General features: G+C 37.8%; 21 protein-coding genes. 18 read left to right on the top strand and 3 right to left on the bottom strand.

Annotation, left to right across the window (positions count from 1 at the left end):
- Positions 1-109: 109 nt before the first annotated feature.
- Positions 110-1792, top strand: coding sequence for an FAD-dependent oxidoreductase (locus tag ABH902_RS07075; protein WP_404589898.1), 1683 nt, complete (start codon positions 110-112; stop codon positions 1790-1792).
- Between the two features lie 45 nt (positions 1793-1837).
- Here the strand turns inward: ABH902_RS07075 and ABH902_RS07070 are convergent, their stop codons facing one another.
- Positions 1838-2371 carry a 3'-5' exonuclease gene (locus ABH902_RS07070; protein WP_404590070.1) on the bottom strand — a complete coding sequence of 178 codons (534 nt, stop codon included), beginning with the start codon at positions 2369-2371 and terminating at the stop codon, positions 1838-1840.
- Positions 2372-2700: 329 nt separating this feature from the next.
- Between ABH902_RS07070 and ABH902_RS07065 the strand changes: the two genes are divergently transcribed.
- Positions 2701-4725, top strand: a complete 2025-nt coding sequence (locus ABH902_RS07065) for a GDSL-type esterase/lipase family protein (protein ID WP_404589896.1) — start codon at positions 2701-2703, stop codon at positions 4723-4725.
- A gap of 112 nt (positions 4726-4837) precedes the next feature.
- Here ABH902_RS07065 and ABH902_RS07060 read toward each other — a convergent pair whose 3' ends face one another.
- Entirely contained in the window at positions 4838-5593 is a 756-nt protein-coding gene (locus ABH902_RS07060) for an exodeoxyribonuclease III (RefSeq protein WP_404589895.1), read from the bottom strand.
- A 287-nt stretch (positions 5594-5880) separates the two neighbouring features.
- On the opposite strand from ABH902_RS07060, the gene ABH902_RS07055 reads away from it, so the two are divergent.
- The 4 genes from ABH902_RS07055 to ABH902_RS07040 all read left to right on the top strand — a co-directional run bounded on the left by ABH902_RS07055 (position 5881) and on the right by ABH902_RS07040 (position 9371).
- A complete protein-coding gene (locus tag ABH902_RS07055) occupies positions 5881-6792 on the top strand; it encodes a Gfo/Idh/MocA family protein (protein WP_404589894.1) in 912 nt (303 codons plus the stop codon).
- A gap of 68 nt (positions 6793-6860) precedes the next feature.
- Positions 6861-7763, top strand: a complete 903-nt coding sequence (gene murB, locus ABH902_RS07050; RefSeq protein WP_404589893.1) for a UDP-N-acetylmuramate dehydrogenase — start codon at positions 6861-6863, stop codon at positions 7761-7763.
- Between the two features lie 92 nt (positions 7764-7855).
- Entirely contained in the window at positions 7856-8659 is an 804-nt protein-coding gene (locus ABH902_RS07045; RefSeq protein ID WP_404589891.1) for a helix-turn-helix transcriptional regulator, read from the top strand.
- A 166-nt stretch (positions 8660-8825) separates the two neighbouring features.
- The gene (locus tag ABH902_RS07040; RefSeq protein ID WP_404589890.1) at positions 8826-9371 is read left to right on the top strand and encodes a ClbS/DfsB family four-helix bundle protein; all 546 of its coding nucleotides are present in this window, start codon (positions 8826-8828) and stop codon (positions 9369-9371) included.
- Between the two features lie 59 nt (positions 9372-9430).
- Here ABH902_RS07040 and cbpA read toward each other — a convergent pair whose 3' ends face one another.
- Entirely contained in the window at positions 9431-10075 is a 645-nt protein-coding gene (cbpA, locus tag ABH902_RS07035) for a cyclic di-AMP binding protein CbpA (protein ID WP_404589888.1), read from the bottom strand.
- Positions 10076-10640: 565 nt separating this feature from the next.
- Between cbpA and ABH902_RS07030 the strand changes: the two genes are divergently transcribed.
- The 12 genes from ABH902_RS07030 (at position 10641) to nusG (ending at position 20273) form a co-directional block, all read left to right on the top strand.
- Positions 10641-12578, top strand: a complete 1938-nt coding sequence (locus ABH902_RS07030) for a BglG family transcription antiterminator (RefSeq protein ID WP_404590068.1) — start codon at positions 10641-10643, stop codon at positions 12576-12578.
- Positions 12579-12589: 11 nt separating this feature from the next.
- Entirely contained in the window at positions 12590-12934 is a 345-nt protein-coding gene (locus tag ABH902_RS07025) for a PTS lactose/cellobiose transporter subunit IIA (RefSeq protein WP_404589886.1), read from the top strand.
- A gap of 23 nt (positions 12935-12957) precedes the next feature.
- On the top strand, positions 12958-13308 hold the full coding sequence (locus ABH902_RS07020; RefSeq protein WP_404589885.1) for a PTS sugar transporter subunit IIB: 351 nt from the start codon (positions 12958-12960) through the stop codon (positions 13306-13308).
- Positions 13309-13325: 17 nt separating this feature from the next.
- Positions 13326-14627: a PTS sugar transporter subunit IIC gene (locus ABH902_RS07015; RefSeq protein ID WP_404589884.1), complete on the top strand. Its 1302-nt coding sequence runs from the start codon at positions 13326-13328 to the stop codon at positions 14625-14627.
- 13 nt (positions 14628-14640) lie between these two features.
- Entirely contained in the window at positions 14641-15378 is a 738-nt protein-coding gene (locus tag ABH902_RS07010) for a glucosamine-6-phosphate deaminase (protein WP_404589883.1), read from the top strand.
- On the top strand, positions 15375-16361 hold the full coding sequence (locus tag ABH902_RS07005) for an aldo/keto reductase (protein WP_404589881.1): 987 nt from the start codon (positions 15375-15377) through the stop codon (positions 16359-16361). Before ABH902_RS07010 ends, ABH902_RS07005 begins: the two co-directional genes overlap by 4 nt.
- Positions 16362-16378: 17 nt before the next feature.
- Positions 16379-17164 carry a sugar phosphate isomerase/epimerase family protein gene (locus ABH902_RS07000; RefSeq protein ID WP_404589879.1) on the top strand — a complete coding sequence of 262 codons (786 nt, stop codon included), beginning with the start codon at positions 16379-16381 and terminating at the stop codon, positions 17162-17164.
- A 13-nt stretch (positions 17165-17177) separates the two neighbouring features.
- Entirely contained in the window at positions 17178-18194 is a 1017-nt protein-coding gene (locus tag ABH902_RS06995; protein ID WP_404589878.1) for a Gfo/Idh/MocA family oxidoreductase, read from the top strand.
- A complete protein-coding gene (locus tag ABH902_RS06990; RefSeq protein ID WP_404589877.1) occupies positions 18191-18826 on the top strand; it encodes a hypothetical protein in 636 nt (211 codons plus the stop codon). The genes ABH902_RS06995 and ABH902_RS06990 overlap by 4 nt, the downstream gene beginning before the upstream one ends.
- A 400-nt stretch (positions 18827-19226) precedes the next feature.
- Positions 19227-19379: a 50S ribosomal protein L33 gene (gene rpmG / locus ABH902_RS06985; protein WP_069633969.1), complete on the top strand. Its 153-nt coding sequence runs from the start codon at positions 19227-19229 to the stop codon at positions 19377-19379.
- Positions 19380-19396: 17 nt separating this feature from the next.
- Complete coding sequence (gene secE / locus ABH902_RS06980) at positions 19397-19567, top strand: preprotein translocase subunit SecE (protein ID WP_404589875.1); 171 nt, start codon at positions 19397-19399, stop codon at positions 19565-19567.
- Between the two features lie 163 nt (positions 19568-19730).
- Positions 19731-20273: a transcription termination/antitermination protein NusG gene (gene nusG, locus ABH902_RS06975; protein WP_404589874.1), complete on the top strand. Its 543-nt coding sequence runs from the start codon at positions 19731-19733 to the stop codon at positions 20271-20273.
- Positions 20274-20362: the final 89 nt, after the last annotated feature.

The raw sequence follows: 20362 nt of genomic DNA, 5'->3' as shown, positions 1-20362 counted from the left end.
CCACCATTCATTCATAAGTGGAGGGCTGTACAAAACTTGTTTTTGAGTTTTGTATAGCCCTCCCAGACTCTTTCTTAAAATTCAAATAGAGAAGAAATGGAGAACAAATATGAGCCAAGAAATTTATGATTTAATCATTATTGGCGGCGGTTCTGCTGCTTTGTCAGCAGGGATTTATGCCGGCCGTGCTATGTTGGATACCTTAATTATTGAAAAAGACAAAATTGGTGGACAAGTAACGACAACTTCAGAAATCGTAAATTATCCGGCCATTAGAGCGACGACAGGTCCTGAATTAATGGAGGAGATGCGTTTGCAAGCGTTGGATTTTGGCGTTGCGTTTGCGACGGACGAAATCATTGATGTTGATTTTAGTCAAACGGTTAAAACAGTTAAATCAGCTACTAAAACCTACCAAGCTTATGCTGTCATTATTGCCACGGGTGCTTCTGCGCGTAAGATTGGTTTTCCAGGCGAAGTTGAATTTACGGGTCGTGGTATTGCGTATTGTTCTACGTGTGACGGCGAATTTTTCCAAGGCTTGGATATTTTCGTGATTGGTGGCGGTTATGCGGCTGCTGAAGAAGCGGTCTATCTAACGCGTTATGGAAAATCAGTCACGATGATCATTAGAGAACCTGATTTCACCTGTGCCAAATTAACGGCTGAAGCGGCCAAGCAGCATCCCGATATTAAAATTGTCTATAATACAGAAGTCAAAGAAATTACTGGAGATGATTTTGTCCGCAAAGCAGTATTTGTGAACAATGAAACGGGGGAAGAAACGGTTTATGAAGCACCTGAAGATAGTACCTTTGGGATGTTTGTTTTTGCCGGTAATAAGCCAAGTACAGAGATTTTTGAAGGGAAAATTGCATTAGATCGCGGCTATGTACCTACCAATGAAAATATGGAAACGAATGTCTCCGGTGTTTATGCCGCCGGTGATTTACGGATTAAAGAATTACGCCAAATTGTAACGGCAGTTGCTGATGGAGCGATTGCAGCAACAAGCGCTCAAAAATATGTTACAGAAGTAAAAACCAAAGCAGGCTTGCCGATTGTTAATCCGCAATTAGAGGCACGCTTAAAAGCTCAGCGTGAAGCGCAAGCGACTCCTAGTGAAAAGAAGGCAAAGCCAGCGAAAGCATCCGGTAGCAGTACTTGGTTCCCAGAAGCAATGCGGGAACAATTGAGCGGTATCTTTGGAAAATTAACTAAAACAGTGACATTAATGCAAGTCATGGACAGCAGTGAGGCAAAATCCTTGGAGCTGAATTCATTTTTAACGGAGTTTGCTTCATTAAGCGATAAAATTTCACTGGAAACGATTCAAAAAGGGGAAAAGCCTGAGCTGGAAGCCAGCTATGGTATTGATAAATTGCCTAGCGTTGTTGTATTAGACGAAAATGGCGAATATACCGGTATTAAGTTTAGCGGTATTCCAAGCGGACACGAAGTGAATTCAATCGTCTTAGCAGTCTACAATGTAGGGAGTGAAGGTCAGCCAATTGAAGGACCGACTGTAGCTAAAATTAATGAGTTGCCTAAGAGAAAAGTACAGATTTTTGTCTCTTTAACTTGCCATTATTGTCCCGATGTTGTTGCTTCCTGCCAACGAATCGCTTCTATTAATCATAACGTTGAAGCTGAAATGATCGATATCGGCGTCTTTCCGGATTTAAAAGCGGAAAAGAAAATTATGAGTGTACCAGCCATGATTATTGACGATGAACAAACTGTTTTTGGTTCAAAAACAATGGATGAGATTATTGAAATCTTGGAAAAATAGAAAAAAGTGAAGCCTTGGCTTCACTTTTTTTAATGATCGTTACTCTTATTTAATCGTTACTAGTTTTTTCAAGGGCTCTACACCAAAATGTTTTTCCTGGTAAAGTAAAATTTCAGCACAAGCCCGGCTATCTTCAAGGGCATCGTGGTGGTTGTTTAGCTGAATGTCTAAACTTTCGCAAATAGTATTCAATTTATGATTTGGCATTTCAGGAAAAAGCTTACGACTGGTTTTGACAGTGCATAAGGAAAGATAATTCGGCTGAGCCAACCCATAATAATCCAGACAACCTGCTAAAACGCCGCAGTCAAACGGAGCATTGTGAGCAACTACTAAGCTATTTGGTCTAAAACAAGCTTGGATTTGTGCCCAAACCTCAGGAAACTTAGGCGCACTGGCTACATCTTCCGGACGAATCCCGTGAATTTGAATGTTTTTCCAAAAAAAGTCAGTTTCCGGCTTAATTAAGGTATAATATTCATCAACGATCCGACTATTTTCTACTTTTATCATGGCCACCGAGCAAGCACTGTGCTTGGCGTAACTGGCAGTTTCAAAGTCAATGGAATAAAAATTCATGGTCATTATCCCTTTCTGTACAATTCATTCGGTCATTAAGTATAACAAAAATGACCTGGAATTACTAGCGTCTGAGCTGAACTATACTTATTCTTAAACAATTATATTTCTTTCTAAAAGTATAAATGAATAAATTTTATTAAAAGTGACTCTGTTTTTTATGTTGACGATCAAATGAATAAATTTATTTGTTTTTTTTTTGGTACAATAGAGCTTATCGAGTCTTTGAAAAAGAGCGGTCTTTTTTACTAAAAAAACTTGCAATGTAATATTGACTGAGTTTAATTTAAAATTGTATTAAACGATAAGTAAGCGACAAGGAGCGAAAAATGAAAAATAAAAAGGGCGTAGTGGTATTTTTTTTAATAATCATGTATTTAATTAGTCTGAAGGAAGTAAAAGTGTTTGCACAGGAAAGTTTTTATCCGGTATCTAATGTAGTCACTGTTCAAGGCGAGCCTGTACAGCTGCCTAAAAAAGTAACTTACTTAGGAGCAAACAATCAAGTGTTGCAGGATACGGTTAAGTGGCCTAAGGTCGACGAGAAATTAACGGAGCGGATAGGTACCCATCAGCTGGAAGGCAGAGCTGAGAAAACAGGACAAAAGGTGAAGGGGTTAGTGACTGTTTATCCTAAAACAAAAGCAATTACTATTGCAGCAGTTGGCGATAGTATTACATATGGCGCAAGAATTGACAATAAGTCGCAAACTGCCTATCCAAAGCAGTTGAATAATCGTTTAGGGAAGCAATATAACGTAATAAATTTTGGCGTTAGTGCGAAAACATTACTAGAAACAGGAGATGATCCATACTTTCGTACAGCCCAATATCGTGATAGTTTAAGATCTAAGCCTGACATTGTAGTGATTCAATTAGGAACAAATGATACACGTTCGGCTAATTTCAGAAAGAAAGATAAATTTATTACGGATTATATCAGCCTAATCAATGTATATAAAAATTTGCCGACTAAACCGATTATTTATATCTGCTTACCACCCAAGCTGTTCGCTGCTGATGGAGTCGTTCAATCGCGGTTAGAGACCTACTTACCAATGATGATGCAGGCGGCCGAGCAGGCAGGGGCAGACGTTTCAGTAATTGATAATCAAAGCATCACAGAAAATGCAGAGGCTTTATTTCCGGATACTATTCATCCAAATGCCAAAGGAGCAGCCTTGTTGGCAAATAATGTCTATCATTCGCTAAAAGGAGAAACAGCCTCTGTTTCAAAGCTTGTCCCAGCAATTGAGTATGATCGAACCTATGGCGCAATTAATGCAGTCGAGGATGATCAATTTTATTTAACTAATATAGGAACCAATAATTGGGTCTCTTATGGAAAGGTTGATTTGAGTCAAACCCAGGGGGTAATTCAATTGACGGCTTCTGTTTACTACGATGATACGAAAGTAACAGTTCGCGAAGGAAGTCCGACTGGTGAAATACTAGGAAAAGCGACTTTGTTTACTACTAAAAACTGGGATGAATGGTACTCAAACAGTATCTTGATTGAGAAAACACAAGGAATTAAAGACATTTATCTGACTTTTGAGCGTTCGAACACTTCTGCTGATTTAGAACTAGTTCGTTTAGGTAATGTCGATTTCAATTATGACAGAGCAAAGCCTTTTAAAGTATTTTCAGAAATTGATTTACGTACAGCGATAGAGAACAAACGAGCCAATATTGAATTAATGGCGGATGTTCATTTAACTAAAAACATTCAATTAAGTGAAGATACCTTAATCTGTTTAAATCAGCATACTTTAAATACAGACAATTACTCTTTAGTTAAAAATAAAGCAATCAGCCAAAAAATCAAGGTGACAATTGAGCATGGCAAAGTGTTGGGGAACAATCTGAGAGGAAGTATTTATTCAGCGACTTCTGAAAATGCAGATAAAGGCCTGATATTAACGATTAAGGATGTTCAGTTTAGTGGTACTTCATTTGTCCAAAATAGTGGAAAAGGAGCTGCTGTTATTTTCACTGGGAAAAATGTTATTTCGGGAAGGAATATTAAGGCGAAAAATATAATTGTGAAAGAAAATGCCGCTGTAACATTGTATTTGAGAAATGAATATTCTTTGCACAGTATAGCCGGTTTTTCTAAATGGACGATTGAGGAGTTTGCGGAGAGGAATAATTCTAGTAAACAATTAACAGTAAAAAATAGTGCAGATGAAATGCAAATTTTTATTGAGAAAAACGCTGTATTCAGTGTAAATGCGTCAAAAGCAAGCGCAGGCTTCTCCTATAATTATGGAGCAGGAAACCTTTTCGATCTATCCGTTCCTTTGAATACATTAAACAGCAAAAAAGAGTTCTATATCCCCAGCTTTACTTAGTAGAAAAAGAGCGATTGAGTCGAAGAACCTGACTTTTTACCACCGTTTATTCGTACTTAGAGCGTGAAGCAAAAGTGTTATTTACTTTTGTTTCACGCTCGCTACTACTATTTTAAAGAGATAAATCCACTTCTACAGGACAGTGGTCACTGCCGATGATATCTGTATGAATTTTGGCATCCACTAAAGCATCCTTCAAGCCAGCAGAAACAAGAAAATAATCAATCCGCCAGCCAGCGTTATTCTTGCGGGCATTAAAACGATAGCTCCACCATGAATAAACGCCTTCCTGCTCTGGATAAAAATAACGGTACGTATCAATAAAGCCAGCATCTAAAAGCTCACTGAATTTTTGACGCTCCTCTGGTGTAAAGCCGGCATTTTTTTGATTGGTTTTCCAATTTTTTAAATCAATATTTTTATGAGCAACATTTAAATCGCCGCAAACAATAACAGGTTTGCTTTGCTGTAATTCATTCAAATAATCTTTGAACGCCTCTTCCCAAGTCATACGGTAATCCAAACGCTTTAATTCATTTTGAGAATTCGGCGTATAGCAAGTAATTAAATAAAATTCCGGGTATTCCAAAGTAATCAAGCGTCCTTCCTGATCATGATCTTCAATACCCATTCCATAGCGTACGCTCATAGCTGCTTCTTTTGCAAAAATAGCAGTACCGGAATAGCCTTTCTTTTCAGCGTAATTCCAATACTGATGATAGCCGGGCAATTCTAATTCAATTTGTCCTTCCTGCAGTTTAGTTTCCTGTAAACAGAAAAAATCAGCATCCAACTCATTAAAAACGTCCATAAAATTTTTTTTAACAACTGCTCGCAAGCCGTTGACATTCCAAGAAATACATTTCATTCTTCTTCACCTCAAACTCATTGTAACAATAAAACGAGTGATTTCAACTAAGAAAGAGTAGGAAAGTTTGACTTTTTTTACAAGCCATTGATTTCTTGCTATTCTATAGGAGAATAAAAGAGTAAAAATCCAAGAGAATAACGGCTGTCAGTGTTTCGGAAAATGGCTAAGCTGTTTTGTGCTTGATTAGTAAAGGCAAAAAGTTGTGTGATCTTCAAAGGAACAAAGTATTGGACAAACGAAGTGTTTTGCAAAAATAGTTGATGATTTATACTGGAGGGAAACAGATGAAATTCGGAGTGATCGGTTTAGGCAATATCGCGCAGAAGGCTTATTTGCCTGTTTATGCGCAGTCAAGAGATCAGGCAGTTTTTGTACTTTCAACGAGAAATTCAGCGGTACTCAAAGATGTGAGTGAAAAATATGGCTTTCAGGAAACCGTGAGCTCGGTGGAGGAACTGCTGGAGACAGGCATTTCAGCCTGCTTTGTTCATGCAGCAACCAAGGCTCACGGCAAGCTGGTCAAGCAATTGCTGGAGGCAGGTATTCATGTTTTCATTGACAAACCGCTGAGTGAGAGCTTGGCAGAGGTTCAAGCTTTGCAAGAACTGGCTAAAGAGAAAAAACTAATTTTGATGATTGGTTTTAATCGGCGTTTTGCTCCTTTGGTAGATGAACTAAAGTCTGTCAAAGGTAAAAATATGCTGCTGATTCAAAAAAATCGTGTAGCCGCTGAGGAAATGACTGATTATGTGATTTACGATTTATTTTTACATTTGGCTGATACCGTTGTTTATTTATTAGATGACGCCATCAAACAAATTCATACGAAAATTATTGAAGAAAAAGGGTTTCTAAAACGAGCGATTCTACAGGTAGAAACGGAAACTACGACTGCGATCGCCACGATGAATCTTCTGGCAGGAGCGAATACAGAAATCTATCAAGTGATGAGCGCAGATGGAACCTATCTTTTAGAGAATTTAACTGAATTAACCATAAAAAAACAAACGACTCAGCTAAAAAGCTTTGGCGATTGGACCACCACTCTGGAAAAAAGAGGCTTTCAGCAAATGGTATCAGCATTTATTGAAGCAGTGAAAACTGGAACGGCTGCGCATTTAAAACAAGAAAACACCTTCATCAGCCATGAATTGTGCGCCAAGATGATTCAACAGCATCAGCAGCATATTTTATAGAGTCGGACTAGAAAGTTTTGCTGGAGCATGCTAGAATAAATAGGATGCTTGAAAGAAAGGGACGACTAATGAATAAAGTTGAGATGACGAATCAATTAGCTAATATTACCTTGTTGTTTGATGAACCTTTAAAAAATTTTACATTTACTAAAACCGGTGGTCCGGCAGATGTGCTTGCCTTTCCTAAATCAAAGTCAGAGGTAGAGGCGCTGGTCGCTTATTGTACACAGCAGAACCTGCCTTGGCTAGTATTGGGAAATGCCAGTAATTTGATTGTAAGAGATGGCGGTATCCGCGGAATGGTGATTATGCTGGAAAAAATGAACACAATTTCTGTAAAAGACCAGCAGCTTATTGTTGAAGCAGGAGCCAAATTAATTGATACAACCTATCAAGCCTTAGCTCAGGATTTGACTGGCTTTGAATTTGCCTGTGGCATTCCCGGCAGTGTCGGCGGTGCTGTTTATATGAATGCGGGCGCTTATGGCGGCGAAATCAAAGATGTGTTCACCTCCGTTGAGGTGTTGCTGGCTGACGGCACGATTCGGACGCTTACCAATGAAGAGATGCATTTTTCTTATCGGCACAGCATTATTCAAGAAATGCAGGGAATTATTCTGGAGGCGACCTTTACCTTGGCAAAGGGCGATCCTCAGACGATCAAAGCGAGAATGGTTGAGCTTACAGAATTAAGAGAATTAAAGCAGCCTTTAGAGTACCCTTCCTGCGGTAGTGTCTTTAAGCGTCCGGAAGGTCATTTTACCGGTAAATTAATTCAAGATGCAGGTCTGCAAGGCTTAAAATGGGGCGGCGCACAAATTTCTGAAAAGCATGCTGGCTTTATTGTAAACATTGATCATGCGACAGCGACGGATTATGTTGAATTAATTGCTCATATTCAACAAGTGATTAAAGAAAAATTCGCTGTGGAGCTTGAAACAGAAGTCCGCATTATTGGTGAAGAAAAATAGGCGAAAGCGGGATTTAGTAAACGATAGACTGAGATATAACTCAATGAGTTGTGTTTCAGTCATTTTTTATAAAGAAAAAATGAGGTGAAACGATGCAGATTCAACGACTTTTTGAGATTGTTTATCTTCTTTTAAACAAGAAAAAAATGACTGCCAGCGAATTAGCTGCACATTTTGAAGTATCCAGACGAACGATTTTACGAGATATTGAAACTCTTTCAATGGCAGGAATACCTGTATATACTACGCGAGGAAAAGGTGGGGGGATTTTTCTATTAGAAGAGTTTGTCTTAAATAAAGCCACACTAACCAGTGACGAACAAAAGCAACTATTGCTCGGTCTACAAAGCTTGGCAGCTGCGCAAACAGTAGATACTGAACCAATTCTTAGCAAATTAAACAACCTATTTGCAAATCAAGAAGCGGAATGGATTGAGGTGGATTTTTCAAGCTGGAGCAATCCGGAGATCGATCAGGCGCGTTTTTCTATAATTAAAAGAGCTATTTTAAAAAGGCAGATCCTGACGTTTCGCTATATAGGTCGTTATCAGCAGACAACAGAGCGTCGGGTCTGTCCAGTGAGGTTAGTTTTTAAAGCTAAGGCCTGGTACCTTAAAGCCTACTGCTTAGAGAAAAAGGCTTATCGTTTGTTTAAGCTTACTCGAATGCAGGAGGCGGCTTTGTCAGCCAAACAATTTCAGCTGCAAAAACTACCTTCTGAAAGCGCAGAACCTGTGACTTCACCGAAGCTTATTTCCTTAACCTTAGCATTTAGTTCCGCAAGTGCTTATCGACTGTATGATGAATTTGACAGCCGCAAAATCCAAGAGTGTGCGGACGGTTCTTTTATTCTGAAAACGCAGCTTCCCCATGATCAATGGCTGTATAGCTATTGATTATCATTCGGCAAAGACGTCAAAGTACTGGAGCCATTGGCGGTTAAACAAAATCTTTTACAGGAAGTTATTGCGATTCAAAAAAGTTATTTATAAGATGACAGACTGTTGTCACCTTATGTGTTGTATGATGAAAAGGAAAAAAATGAAACTGGAGGAGATTAATATGGCTAGACCAACAACGAAAGCAGATTTGCAGGAAGTTGCGGCAGTAACCTTCACTAAATTATGGGATTTACTGCAGACGATGACACCAGCTGAGCAGACCGGCGATTTACAGTTCGGTGAGGATTTTCAAGGAAAGGAAGCGCATTGGACTCGAGATCAAAATACACGGGATGTTTTAATTCACTTGTACGAGTGGCATCAATTGTTACTAAAATGGGTGCAAAAAAATCAACACGGTGAGGCTGTTCCTTTTTTGCCTGCTCCTTACAATTGGCGGAGTTATGCTCAAATGAATGTTGAATTTGTCAAAAATCATCAGCAAACCTCTTATAAAGAAGCTGAAGCTCTACTAAAAAAAAGCCATGAAGCTGTTATGGCAATGATCGACAGCTTTTCCAACGAGGAATTATTCAGTAAGAACAGTTTGCCATGGACAGGCAATTCTACCTTGGGCAGCTATTGTGTATCTTCGACTTCCAGCCACTACGATTGGGCGCTCAAAAAACTAAAAAAATATCTTAAAACTGTTCGAGCCGCCAAATAAAAAAACAGGACGGGATCAAAAGCGAAGCTGCTTTTGTCTCGTCCTATTTAGGCATTCACTTATTCAGCAGGTGCCTGTAAATCTTCAATTTCTACAACTTTTAAGTTCTTTCTTTCAAGATTTTCAACAATTACAGAGCAGGTTTCTTCGGTAGTTTCTGCCGGCAGCGTGATTAACGTACGGCGAATGAATTCATCTTCACCGATATCAAGAGTTATGCAGCTAGCAATACTGCTGTGCTTGGCAATAATTTTAGTAATAGCCGCTAAATCGCCTTGCTTACCAGTTGTAGCAATGGTCAAGACATAACTACCGCGTTCAATATTCCACGACTGTGCTAGGATATTTAATAACGTACTGTGGGTTAAAATACCGTAAAAATAATTATTTTCATCTAAAACGGCGATATAAGGTAATTCTTTAATTGTGAAGAAAACCTTGAAAAATGAGGTATTCACAAAAATGAATTTTGTCGCGTTTTTCAATAAATAAGTGACTGGTAAACTCATATCTCCACCATTTGCTTTGTGGCGGTAAATATGCATTTTATAGATATTGCCTCGAAAGATTTTCTCTGATTCATCAAGGATCGGTACGCAACGATAGCCAGAATCTTCAAGAATTGCCAACGCTTCATCCAAAGTACAGGACTCATTGACCGTGGTCAGGTCTTTCTTTTTGATAACAACGGATTTTAATAACATGATAAAGCCCCCCGTAGGTTAGTTTCTTAAGTCAAGCTAATAATAACATAATTCCAGCAAAAACCATAGTTTATTGACGTAATAGAGGATTTTTAAAATTACACCTAAAAAATAGCAACAAAGAGAAAAGAAATCGTTTAAAGGTAATGGTTAAATAACACGGATTTGAATAAAGTCATAAGCGGTAGTTTTATGTCTTTTTTTGTTGTACGAGGATAGTTACTAACGCCACGTCAGCAAATGCCTTTTATCCAGCCTCATCCGCCTTTCTAAGCTCTTTTTACACCTGAACTAAGAAATCTGTTTCTAGATTTACAAATATTCTAAAGTAACGGCTAGTGAGATTGGGATAAATTGTTCACGATAAATGAGCGCTTAAATACCTACCTTGAAATAACTAATTGGTGACTTATTCTGTAAATTGGAATGAGCGTAGTAATGGCGGGGATTTTTTCTGAATGATGAAAAAAATTGTAATATAAATGGAAAAGGATTTCCATTTAGTCTATTTATTTTGCGAACGCTTACGTGTAACTTATGAACCAAGGAGGAGATAGCTTTGAAAATGACAACAACTGATATCGCTATCCTAAAGTATTTGATCACTACTGACGGACCAGTACCATATAAAGAAATATCAACTAAATTTGCTATTTCTGATAGAACAGCCCGATATCATATTGGTAAAATAAATCAGTTTCTATTGCGCAATCACCTATCTTCTTTAGAAATTATCAAAAGAAAGGGTGTTGCTCTCACAGAAAAAAAGAAAACACAAGCAGCTTTATCCATTTTTGAGCAATTTGTAGATTTAGATACGTACCAATATTCAGTAAATGAATGTATTAATTTTATCACGTTGAAGCTTCTAGTAACCGAAGAACCATTATCCAGTGCATTTTTTGAAAAAGAGCTTAATTTATCAAGACCAACTTTTCGAAAATACCTAAAAGATGTCATTAAATTTTTTGACCATCAAAAACTTGAAGTTAGACAACCCAAATGCGGTCAATACGTAGCTAAAGGACGCTTGTCAAAAATAGAGCAGGTAATTTATAACTTATTGCTTGAAAATTTGACGATCAATGAAATTACTGGCTATTTAAGGGAAGGAAACACGCTTAGTCGAAAAGGAGAACTATTACTTTTTAATACGTTTGATTATTGTCTTGTGGAGGAAGTAATCGCTAAACTAGATGAATTAGAAGCTACAGACCCGATCAGCTATACAGATTATGAATATCTAAGCCTTTTCGTTCATCATTATTGTCGACTGGATGAATTACAGCTCCATGTCGCGTCCATAGCAAAAAGCAAAAAAATTGTTATTCCTCCACAATTTACGTCAAAATTGATCGCGAATGTCGAGGCTTATTTTAATGTGAAATTAGGAAAAGATAATCCGGCCTTCGAACGTATGCTTGAGGAGCATATGAAAAATTTGAACATTCGAATTACCAATAGTCATGAAATTCATAACCCGATCTATGAATCATTTATGAATGATCACAGAAAATTTGTTAATGAATTGCGAAAAATTGTAGTCAAGACCAGTTCAAGCGCCGGGCTTAAAATATCAGATCAGGAACTGTCTCTGATCGCAATTTACTTTGTTTCAGAGATTAAAAGAATCGAGGCTGAAAGGATAAGAGGACCGCAAATTTTGGTGGTTTGTCCAGAGGGACGAATTGTTTCTAATGTTATTTCAAATCGAATGCGGGAACTATTTTATACTGAGAAAATTGTTGTTTCACCGGTTAGAAATATTAGTGAAGCGCTTTTTAGTAAATATGACTTGGTTATTACTACAGTACCGCTTGCAGACAATTATCAGCATCATGTAATTACTGTCACGCCGGAACTCAACACGTCTGATTTAAAGAAAATCGCAGAATATCTACCTTGGAAATTAAACAAGGATCAAGAGGACATCAAGTATTTTGGCGCAATTATGAATGCAATTTCTAAAAATTGTCTTGTAAAAGATTGGTCGCAACTAGAATTTGAAATAATTGATATTTTAACAAAAAAGACTTGTCATAGGCATGCGGAGGTAGTAGAAGTCAATTTTACAAAAGAGTCAATTCAGGTGGTTCCATCAGCCAAAAACTGGGAGGATGCTGTTGATAAGGCAACGGAGCACTTAATAAGGATAAATGCAATTACTCAGAATTATCGTGAAAAAATTAAAAGCAACACAAGAGAATTTGGACCGTATATGATGATTGCCCCAAGGATATTCTTTGCTCATGCAGGACCAGAAGATGGTTGTAATTTTAATGCCATCTCACTAACAAAATTTGAAAAAGGGATCAAATTTTTACCAGATCAGGAGGAACCCGTCGATATCATCTTAACTTTAGCGTTTAAGAATATCGAGACAAATCAAGTATTAGAAAATACATTGAGTTTTTCTAAGGATCAACAAAAAATTGCCGAATTAAGGCTAATGAATTCAACAGAAGAGCTATACCGATTTTTGAAAATAAACTTTCTTGCATAGAGGTGAAGAAAATGAAACCAGAAGAAATCTCATTCAATTTAATTTCTTTGGCAGGTGATGCCATGGGTAAATTATTTGAAGCAAATGACGCTTCCTTGAAAGGAGATAATGAAAGATACGCTGCTTTGATGGCAGAAGCCACACAGTTAATGAATGAAGCACATAATGAACAGACGAAGTTACTAGTGTCTGAAGCACAAGGAACGCCTGTAGCTGTGAATGTTTTACTCATTCATGCCCAAGATACGTTGATGAATACTATCCTGGCTGAAACATTTACCAAACAACTTGCCAAAACAAATGCTAGAATCGCAGGTTTAGAAGAGAAGCTTCAACAACTTGAAAAGAATAATTAATTTATGAAAGGGAGGAATAAATAATGAAATTGGAACGACTACATGTACTTTTAGTTTGTAATTTGGGCTATTCGACAGGAATCATGGTGACTAAGATGCGGGAAGTCGCAGAAGGCTCAAAGGCATTGCAAGGGACAGATGTAAAAATTGAAGCTCATCCGGCCGGCGAACTGAGAGAGCACATTGAAAATTTTGATGTCGTTATGCTTGGACCGCAAATCAAGCATCAATTGGCAGAATTAACGAAGCTTGCTGATCAGTACGGAAAGCCTATTGCCGTGATCGATTCAAAGGATTATGGCCGCGTTGATGGGGGTAATATTTTAAAAGCAGCAATTCTTTTAAAACTGAATGCTGAAAATACAGCTGTTTAAGAGGAGGACAAAAATAAATGAATAAGTTTATGGAATTTATGGAAACAAGATTTTCTCCGATCGCTTCAAAAATTGAGAAGCAAAAATTTATTGCCTCAATCAAAAATGGCATGGTTTCATTAATCGCTATCCTAATCATTGGCTCTTTTACTTTAATCATTACTTCATTGGGGAATCTTTTTCCAGATGGAACAGTTATTAAAGAGTTCTTTGTCACAAATCAAGAGTTACTGTCGCTGCCGTTTAAGTATACTTTTGGACTATTATCCGTTTATGCGGCAGTAACTATTTCATATAATCATGCAAAACAGATCGATGCGCCGATTTTACACAGTATCGTTGGGGCCGTCATTACGACGTTGGTTTTAAATACTCGTTTTGTTGATGGTGTTTTGGACAGTCAATTTTTGGATTCCAAAGGACTCTTTGTTGCGATTCTAGCTTCATTGGCTACAGTTGAAGTCTTAAAACTGTTTATCGTAAAAAATTTAAGTATTCGAATCAAAGGACTACCCGAAATGGTTGCAGCTACTTTTGAATCAGTAGTGCCGTTGTTAACTATTCTCTGCGGTTCGGTCTTATTATCCGCAGCAGTCCAATCGCTTACAGGAGGTAAGATTATTCCGGAAGCTTTGACAACCTTTTTAGCACCAGCAATGAATTCAATTGATACGCCATATGCTGTCTTCATTATTTCTTTTTTAGAAATGTTATTTTGGTTTATCGGATTGAATGGATATGCCATTCTAATTGGTTTTGTCTTACCTTTTATGACTCAATATTTAGGAGCAAATGTGGCGGCCTTTGCAGCTGGTGAACCCATTCCGCATGTGTTTGCACCGAATTTTTGGGATTATTTCATGGGCTTTTCCGGCTCAGGAATTACTGGAGCTTTAGTAATATTGGCTTTGTTTAGTAAGGCAAAAGAACTGCGAGCGATTGGTAAAGCTTCTGTAGTACCTATGATTTTTACAATTTCTGAACCTATCGTTTTTGGCTTGCCTATTTGTTTTAATCCATATCTATTTATTCCATTCGTTTTAGGAACACCGATTCTTGCGACTGTTCAATGGTTTGTTTTCCATTTCGGTATTGTAAGACCACCAATTGCCAATGTAGGCGGGACTCCGTTATTTCTAGCTAATTATCTAGCTACTTTGGATTGGAAGGCACCGATTATGGCATTGATCGTCTTAATTATTGCGATCTTTATGTATTACCCGTTCTTTAAGATGTATGAGAAATCAGTTATGAAAGAAGAAGCAGAGAAAAAAGTAGCACAAAATTCAATTTTAGCAGAGCTAGAGTTAGATTTTTAGAAAGAGGGATAAAATGAAAACCATTACATTCAAAGACAGTCAAAAAGTAGCTAAAGCAGTTGCAGCTGAAATTATTAAGATTGTCAATCAAAAGCCAAATGCTGTCATCTGCATTGCAGGTGGAGATACGCCTTTACCAGTTATGCAGGAGTTGATTCATGAAGCGGATTTAAAGAAAGTTGATTTTTCTAAAGCTTATTTTGTCGGACTTGATGAGTGGGTTGGTCTTGGAAAGGAAACAAAGGGAAGCTGTATTCAAACGCTTCAAGATAATCTTTATGAACCATTAGGACTAAGAGAGGAACAAATCATTTTTTTTGATGGGAAGGCAAATGATTTAGAAAAAGAATTAGACAGAATCAATGCATTTATCGCTAAAAAAGGATTGGACTTTATTCTGTTAGGAATTGGTATGAACGGTCATATCGGCTTTAATGAGCCTGGCGTGACTATTGATTCCGAAGCTCAAGTGGTAGCTTTAGACGAAGTTACAACTAGGGTTATGTCTAAGTACTTTGATGAACAATTACCACTTACTGAAGGAATCACACTTGGCTTCAAGCAGATATTAGCTGCAAAAAATATTGTTTTAATGGCGACTGGTTTAAAAAAGGCAGAAATTGTCAAGCAAACGGTTAAAACAAAACCAACAAATCAATTACCGGCAACAGTGCTAAAATTAGCAGAAAAAGAAGCGGACTTTTATTTAGATGAAGCTGCTGCTAGCTTACTGGAGGAGGAATCATTATGAAGATAAATCAATCAACTACAATTAAAGGGTATAAAAACGGAAAAGAAATTGAAATCGTCTGTTCTGATATTATCATGGGTTCAGGAGATTTTTTGCGCGTAGACAATTTAGAATTTGCGGCTCCTGTTATCGACGAATTTATTGAAATGGGCGGAAATACATTTGACACTGCCAGACACTACCGTCATAGTGAAACAGCGCTTGGTGTTTGGATGAAAGAACGTGACAATCGGAATAATATCAATATTTTAACTAAATGTTGTCACCCCGTTCGAGGCGCTTTAGACATACCTCGAGTAAACCCAGAAGCGATTGAAGAAGATCTTCAAGAGTCGTTACGTTTACTGCAAACAGACCATGTTGAATTTTTAGCGCTACACCGTGATGATGAAACGAAACCAGTAGGACCGATTATGGAAAAGCTTCATGAAGTTGTCGAATCTGGTCGTGTTTATGCGGCAGGTCTATCAAATTGGACATTACCAAGAATCAAAGAAGCGATGGCATATTGTGAAAGCCATGGGTTACATCAAATTGCCTTTAATTCTCCCAACTTATCTCTGGCAAGAGTTAAAATTCCGCGCTGGCCGGATTGTGTTTCTGCTGATGAAGAAATGGTTGCTTGGCATGAGGAAACGAAGCTTCCTCTTATCTCTTGGTCTTCACAGGCAGGTGGACTATTTTCGGGACGTTTTGCACCGGAAGTACGCGATGATGAAGAAATGGTTGCAGTATACTATAGTGATGATAATTGGGAACGGTATGCTAGAGCGAAAAAACTAGCGGAAGAAAAAGGTGTGAGCCCTATTCAAGTTTCATTAGCTTTTGTATTAAATCAAAAATTCCCAACTTCAGCTGTGATTGGTTCTGAAAATCGTGAAGAAATGGAATCGTCCGTAGCAGCTGATAATATTAAATTAACACAAGACGAGCTCGATTATTTAGATTTAAAAAGCACTAGTGTAACGAGATCATTTAGCTAAGGAAATGAGGGAGTAAAATGGCAGAAATCCGTAAGAAAATTGCAGCACAACTTTATTCAGTTCGAAAAGAATTTGAAAAGGATCCGCAAGCCACTTTGAAAGCATTAAAAGAAATCGGGTACCAGGCAGTTCAGGTCGATGGAATGCGCGGACATAAGGCAGAAGACATCGCTCAGCTAGTTAAGGAGTTAGGCTTTTCAATTGCTGGGATGCATATTAAGCATGAGCGCTTTTTTAATGATATTGCAGGAATTGTTTCTGAGTGTGAACTATTTGGATCGAAAACAATTTTTGATAAGTATATTGATGATGAGGATCAAAACACTGAGGGCTATATCAAGACAAAACGTCAATTACTACAGGTAGCCTATGAGTTGTCTCCGAAAGGCTATCGAATCGGATTACACAATCCGGAATATGACTATATTAATAAAATCAATAATCGCAATGTTTTACAGTTCATAACTGATCCGGATTTTAATGTAGGCATTTATGCGGAACCAGACACTTACTGGCTGGCTTGTGCCGGTGAAAATCCGGTTGAGGCAATAAAAATGTATTCTGGACGCTGTCCAATTATTCATTTAAAAGATTTCAAATCTGGCTTTGACCGGTTTGATCTGGCAAACAGTGTTGCGGAAGTTGGTTCTGGTGAAATTGCGATGGATCAAGTGATCAATTGGGGCGAAGCAAACGGCGTAGAATTTTACTGTGTGGAGCAAGATTCTTCCAAGATCGGCATGCTAAATAGTATGGCCCAAAGTTTTGATTACTTGATGTCGTTAGAAAATAAGTTGAGATAAGGAGTCTCTTTTTATGGATAAATTAAAGCTGGGAGTGATCGGCGCAGGTCGCGTTGGTCAAATTCATATCGAAAATATTTTTACTATCCCAACAATTGAGCTAGTTGGAATAGCTGATGCAAATATAGCCATGATTCAAGAAAAATATCCCACGGTTAAATGCTATAAGACGGCTGATGAATTATTGGCAGTTGAGGATATTGCTGCTGTTTGTATCTTTACTTCCACCGATACGCATGAAGAGCTTTGCTTAAAGGCCGCTAGAGCTGGAAAACATATCTTTTGTGAAAAGCCATTAAGCATGAGCTTGGATGAAGTAAAAAATATTCAAATTTTAAAAGAAATCAAAGCACAGAGAGTTCAAATTCAAATTGGCTTTAACCGACGCTTTGATACTCAATTTTCTGAAATTAAAGCGAAAGCTATTGAACAATTACCGGAAAATTTACAAGTAGTGAAAATCACATCCAGAGATCCGGATTTACTTCCGCATGCGTTAATTAAAAGAATTGGCGGATTGATCTTTGATTTTACCATGCATGATTTTGATATGGCGCGTTTTATTATGGGAAAAAATATTCAAGAGGTCTTTGTGAAAGGAGATACTCTGATTGATCCTACTTTGAGAGAAATTGATGATATAGATACTTTAATTGCTGTATTAACCTTTGAAGATGGCAGCTTTGGGATTATTGATAATAGTCGTAAAGCGGTTTATGGTTATGATCAACGCTTAGAACTATTCGGCAGCTTTGGAATGTTCAAAGCTGAAAATATTTCTGATAGCATGGTGGAAGCTTATTCGGAACTTGATATGACTAGAAAAAATCCGTACCCGAATTTTGCCCAGCGTTACCGACAAGCCTATCATGCTGAGCTTGTAGAATTTGCTGACAGTCTCATTGAAGGGCGCGAAGTACCGGTTAGCGGTATTGATGCCATTATGGCGCAAAGGGTTGCAATTGCGGCAGAAGAATCTTTAAAAACGGGCAAACCGATCAAAATTAATACTGAGGTACCATTGATTTGATTACTCGCGTTCGAGCAAAAGGAAAAGCTGCTCAGCTGGCTGTTTTATTTTTCTTTATAACGAGTACAGCTTGCTTTTCTGCTCTGGCCTTGAGATGTGGTCTAGGCGTTGGTCCTTGGGATGCAATGGCAAAAACCATTGCTGAAATGACTAGAATTCAAGTGGGCTCTGTGGGGTTAATAATGAATTTAGGCTGTGTTGCCATTCAGTTGATTTTACAGAAAGGAAAAATCCATTCGAAAGTAATATTACAAATACCACTATGTATTCTTTTGGGAATTTATATTAATTTCTTTTTTTATAGAATTTTTCCCAATGTCTCCCATTTAGCCTATATTAATCGCCTTATGTTATTACTTTTCAGCTATATTTGTCTAGCATTTTCGATTGCGATAATTATGGAATTAAACATAGTTACCTTTTCACTCGAAGGAACATGCCGAGTACTACAGGCGATTGTGAAGCTTGATTATGGTGTGATTCGACTGTTGGTAGATCTATTATGCATTGTTTTGTGTTTGGTGATCTATTTTACTCGTTCCGAGATTTTGAATATTCGAGAGGGATCAGTAATCGTTATGCTCTTATTTGGCCCTTTACTATCCCTTTTTTCTAAACGACTAAGAAACTGAGGTTGGCCAAAAATCGTTAAGGCACGAGCAATTGGAGTAAAAGAGGCGAATGCGCTTTATGCATTAGCAGGTTTTATGAAATTGCCGAAGAGCCTGATGTTTGGGCACCGTTTATTCAAGGTTGGCCAAAAATCGTTAAGGCACGAGCAATTGGAGTAAAAGAGGCGAATGCGCTTTATGCATTAGCGGATTTTATGAAATTGCCGAAGAGCCTGATATTTGGACACCGTCTATTCATAAGCAGAGGGCGGGAAATCTTCTTTTTTGATTGTCCTGCCTTCTCTCTTATATTTATTTGTATCAAAAGCGCACTACATCTCGTTTATTGAGCAGTCATTGACAATTTACAAAAAGAATGATAATGTTATTGAGTAAATTTATGAATAGAGGAGGTCGAACAATGGCAACGAAAAAATCAGCACTTGCTTGTTCCGTTTGTGGCTCCCGCAACTATTCTAAAGCCGTTAGTGAAGGTAAACGTGGCGAACGACTGGAAATTAAAAAATTTTGTAAATACTGTCAAAAATACACGTTACATAAAGAAACAAAGTAAGTATTGGAGGAATCGGGATGAAGTTTTTGCGTAGTGTAAAAGACGAAATGAAACAAGTAAGCTGGCCGTCAAAAAAACAATTACGTAAAGATACATTGATTGTTATCGAAACATCAATTATTTTTGCAGCGTTATTCTTCGTAATGGACACAGCCGTTCAGACTGTTTTTGGTTGGATTCTTAAATAAACTAGCTAGTAATTTACGGTGAATAGTGCTATAATAGCCATGAGAAAAAAACTTCGGGAAAACTGAGGTTTTTTTATTTGCACATAAATTATGGACTCAAGCGCTATTATGGCCTTTTGAAAGTAACGGATTTTTAATCACAATTAAAGGAGATGCAACAGTCATGGAATCATTTGAAAAAAATTGGTATGTATTGCACACATACTCTGGTTATGAAAATAAAGTAAAAGCGAATATCGAATCACGTGCACAAAGCATGGGCATGGGTGATTTTATTTTTCGTGTCGTTGTACCGGAAGAAACTGAAACAGAAGTAAAAAATGGCAAAGCAAAAGAAATCGTTCATAAAACCTTTCCTGGTTATGTTTTAGTTGAAATGACCATGACGGATGATTCTTGGTATGTTGTTCGTAATACACCGGGCGTTACTGGGTTTGTCGGCTCTCATGGCGCAGGCAGCAAGCCCGCTCCTTTATTACAAGAAGAGATCAATCATATCTTACGTTCAATCGGAATGAGTACACGTCAATCTGATTTAGAGGTTGCTGTAGGAGATACAGTGAGAATCATCGAAGGCGCCTTCTCTGGTCTTGAAGGAGAAGTGACTGAAGTAGATGAAGAAAAACAAAAATTAAAAGTAAATATCGATATGTTCGGCCGCGAAACAAGTACAGAGCTGGACTTCGAGCAAGTAGATTCTATCTAATTAGAAATAGAAGGAAAAATAAAAGTCTGGTAAATTTCCGGTTATTTTTCTTTCTGATTCGCTGCTATTTAAGAGTGGTACAAAGCTGA

The organism is Enterococcus sp. UD-01, assembly GCF_044909655.1.
Lineage (GTDB): Bacteria > Bacillota > Bacilli > Lactobacillales > Enterococcaceae > Enterococcus_L.
This window is presented reverse-complemented; position numbering and strand designations above follow the sequence as displayed.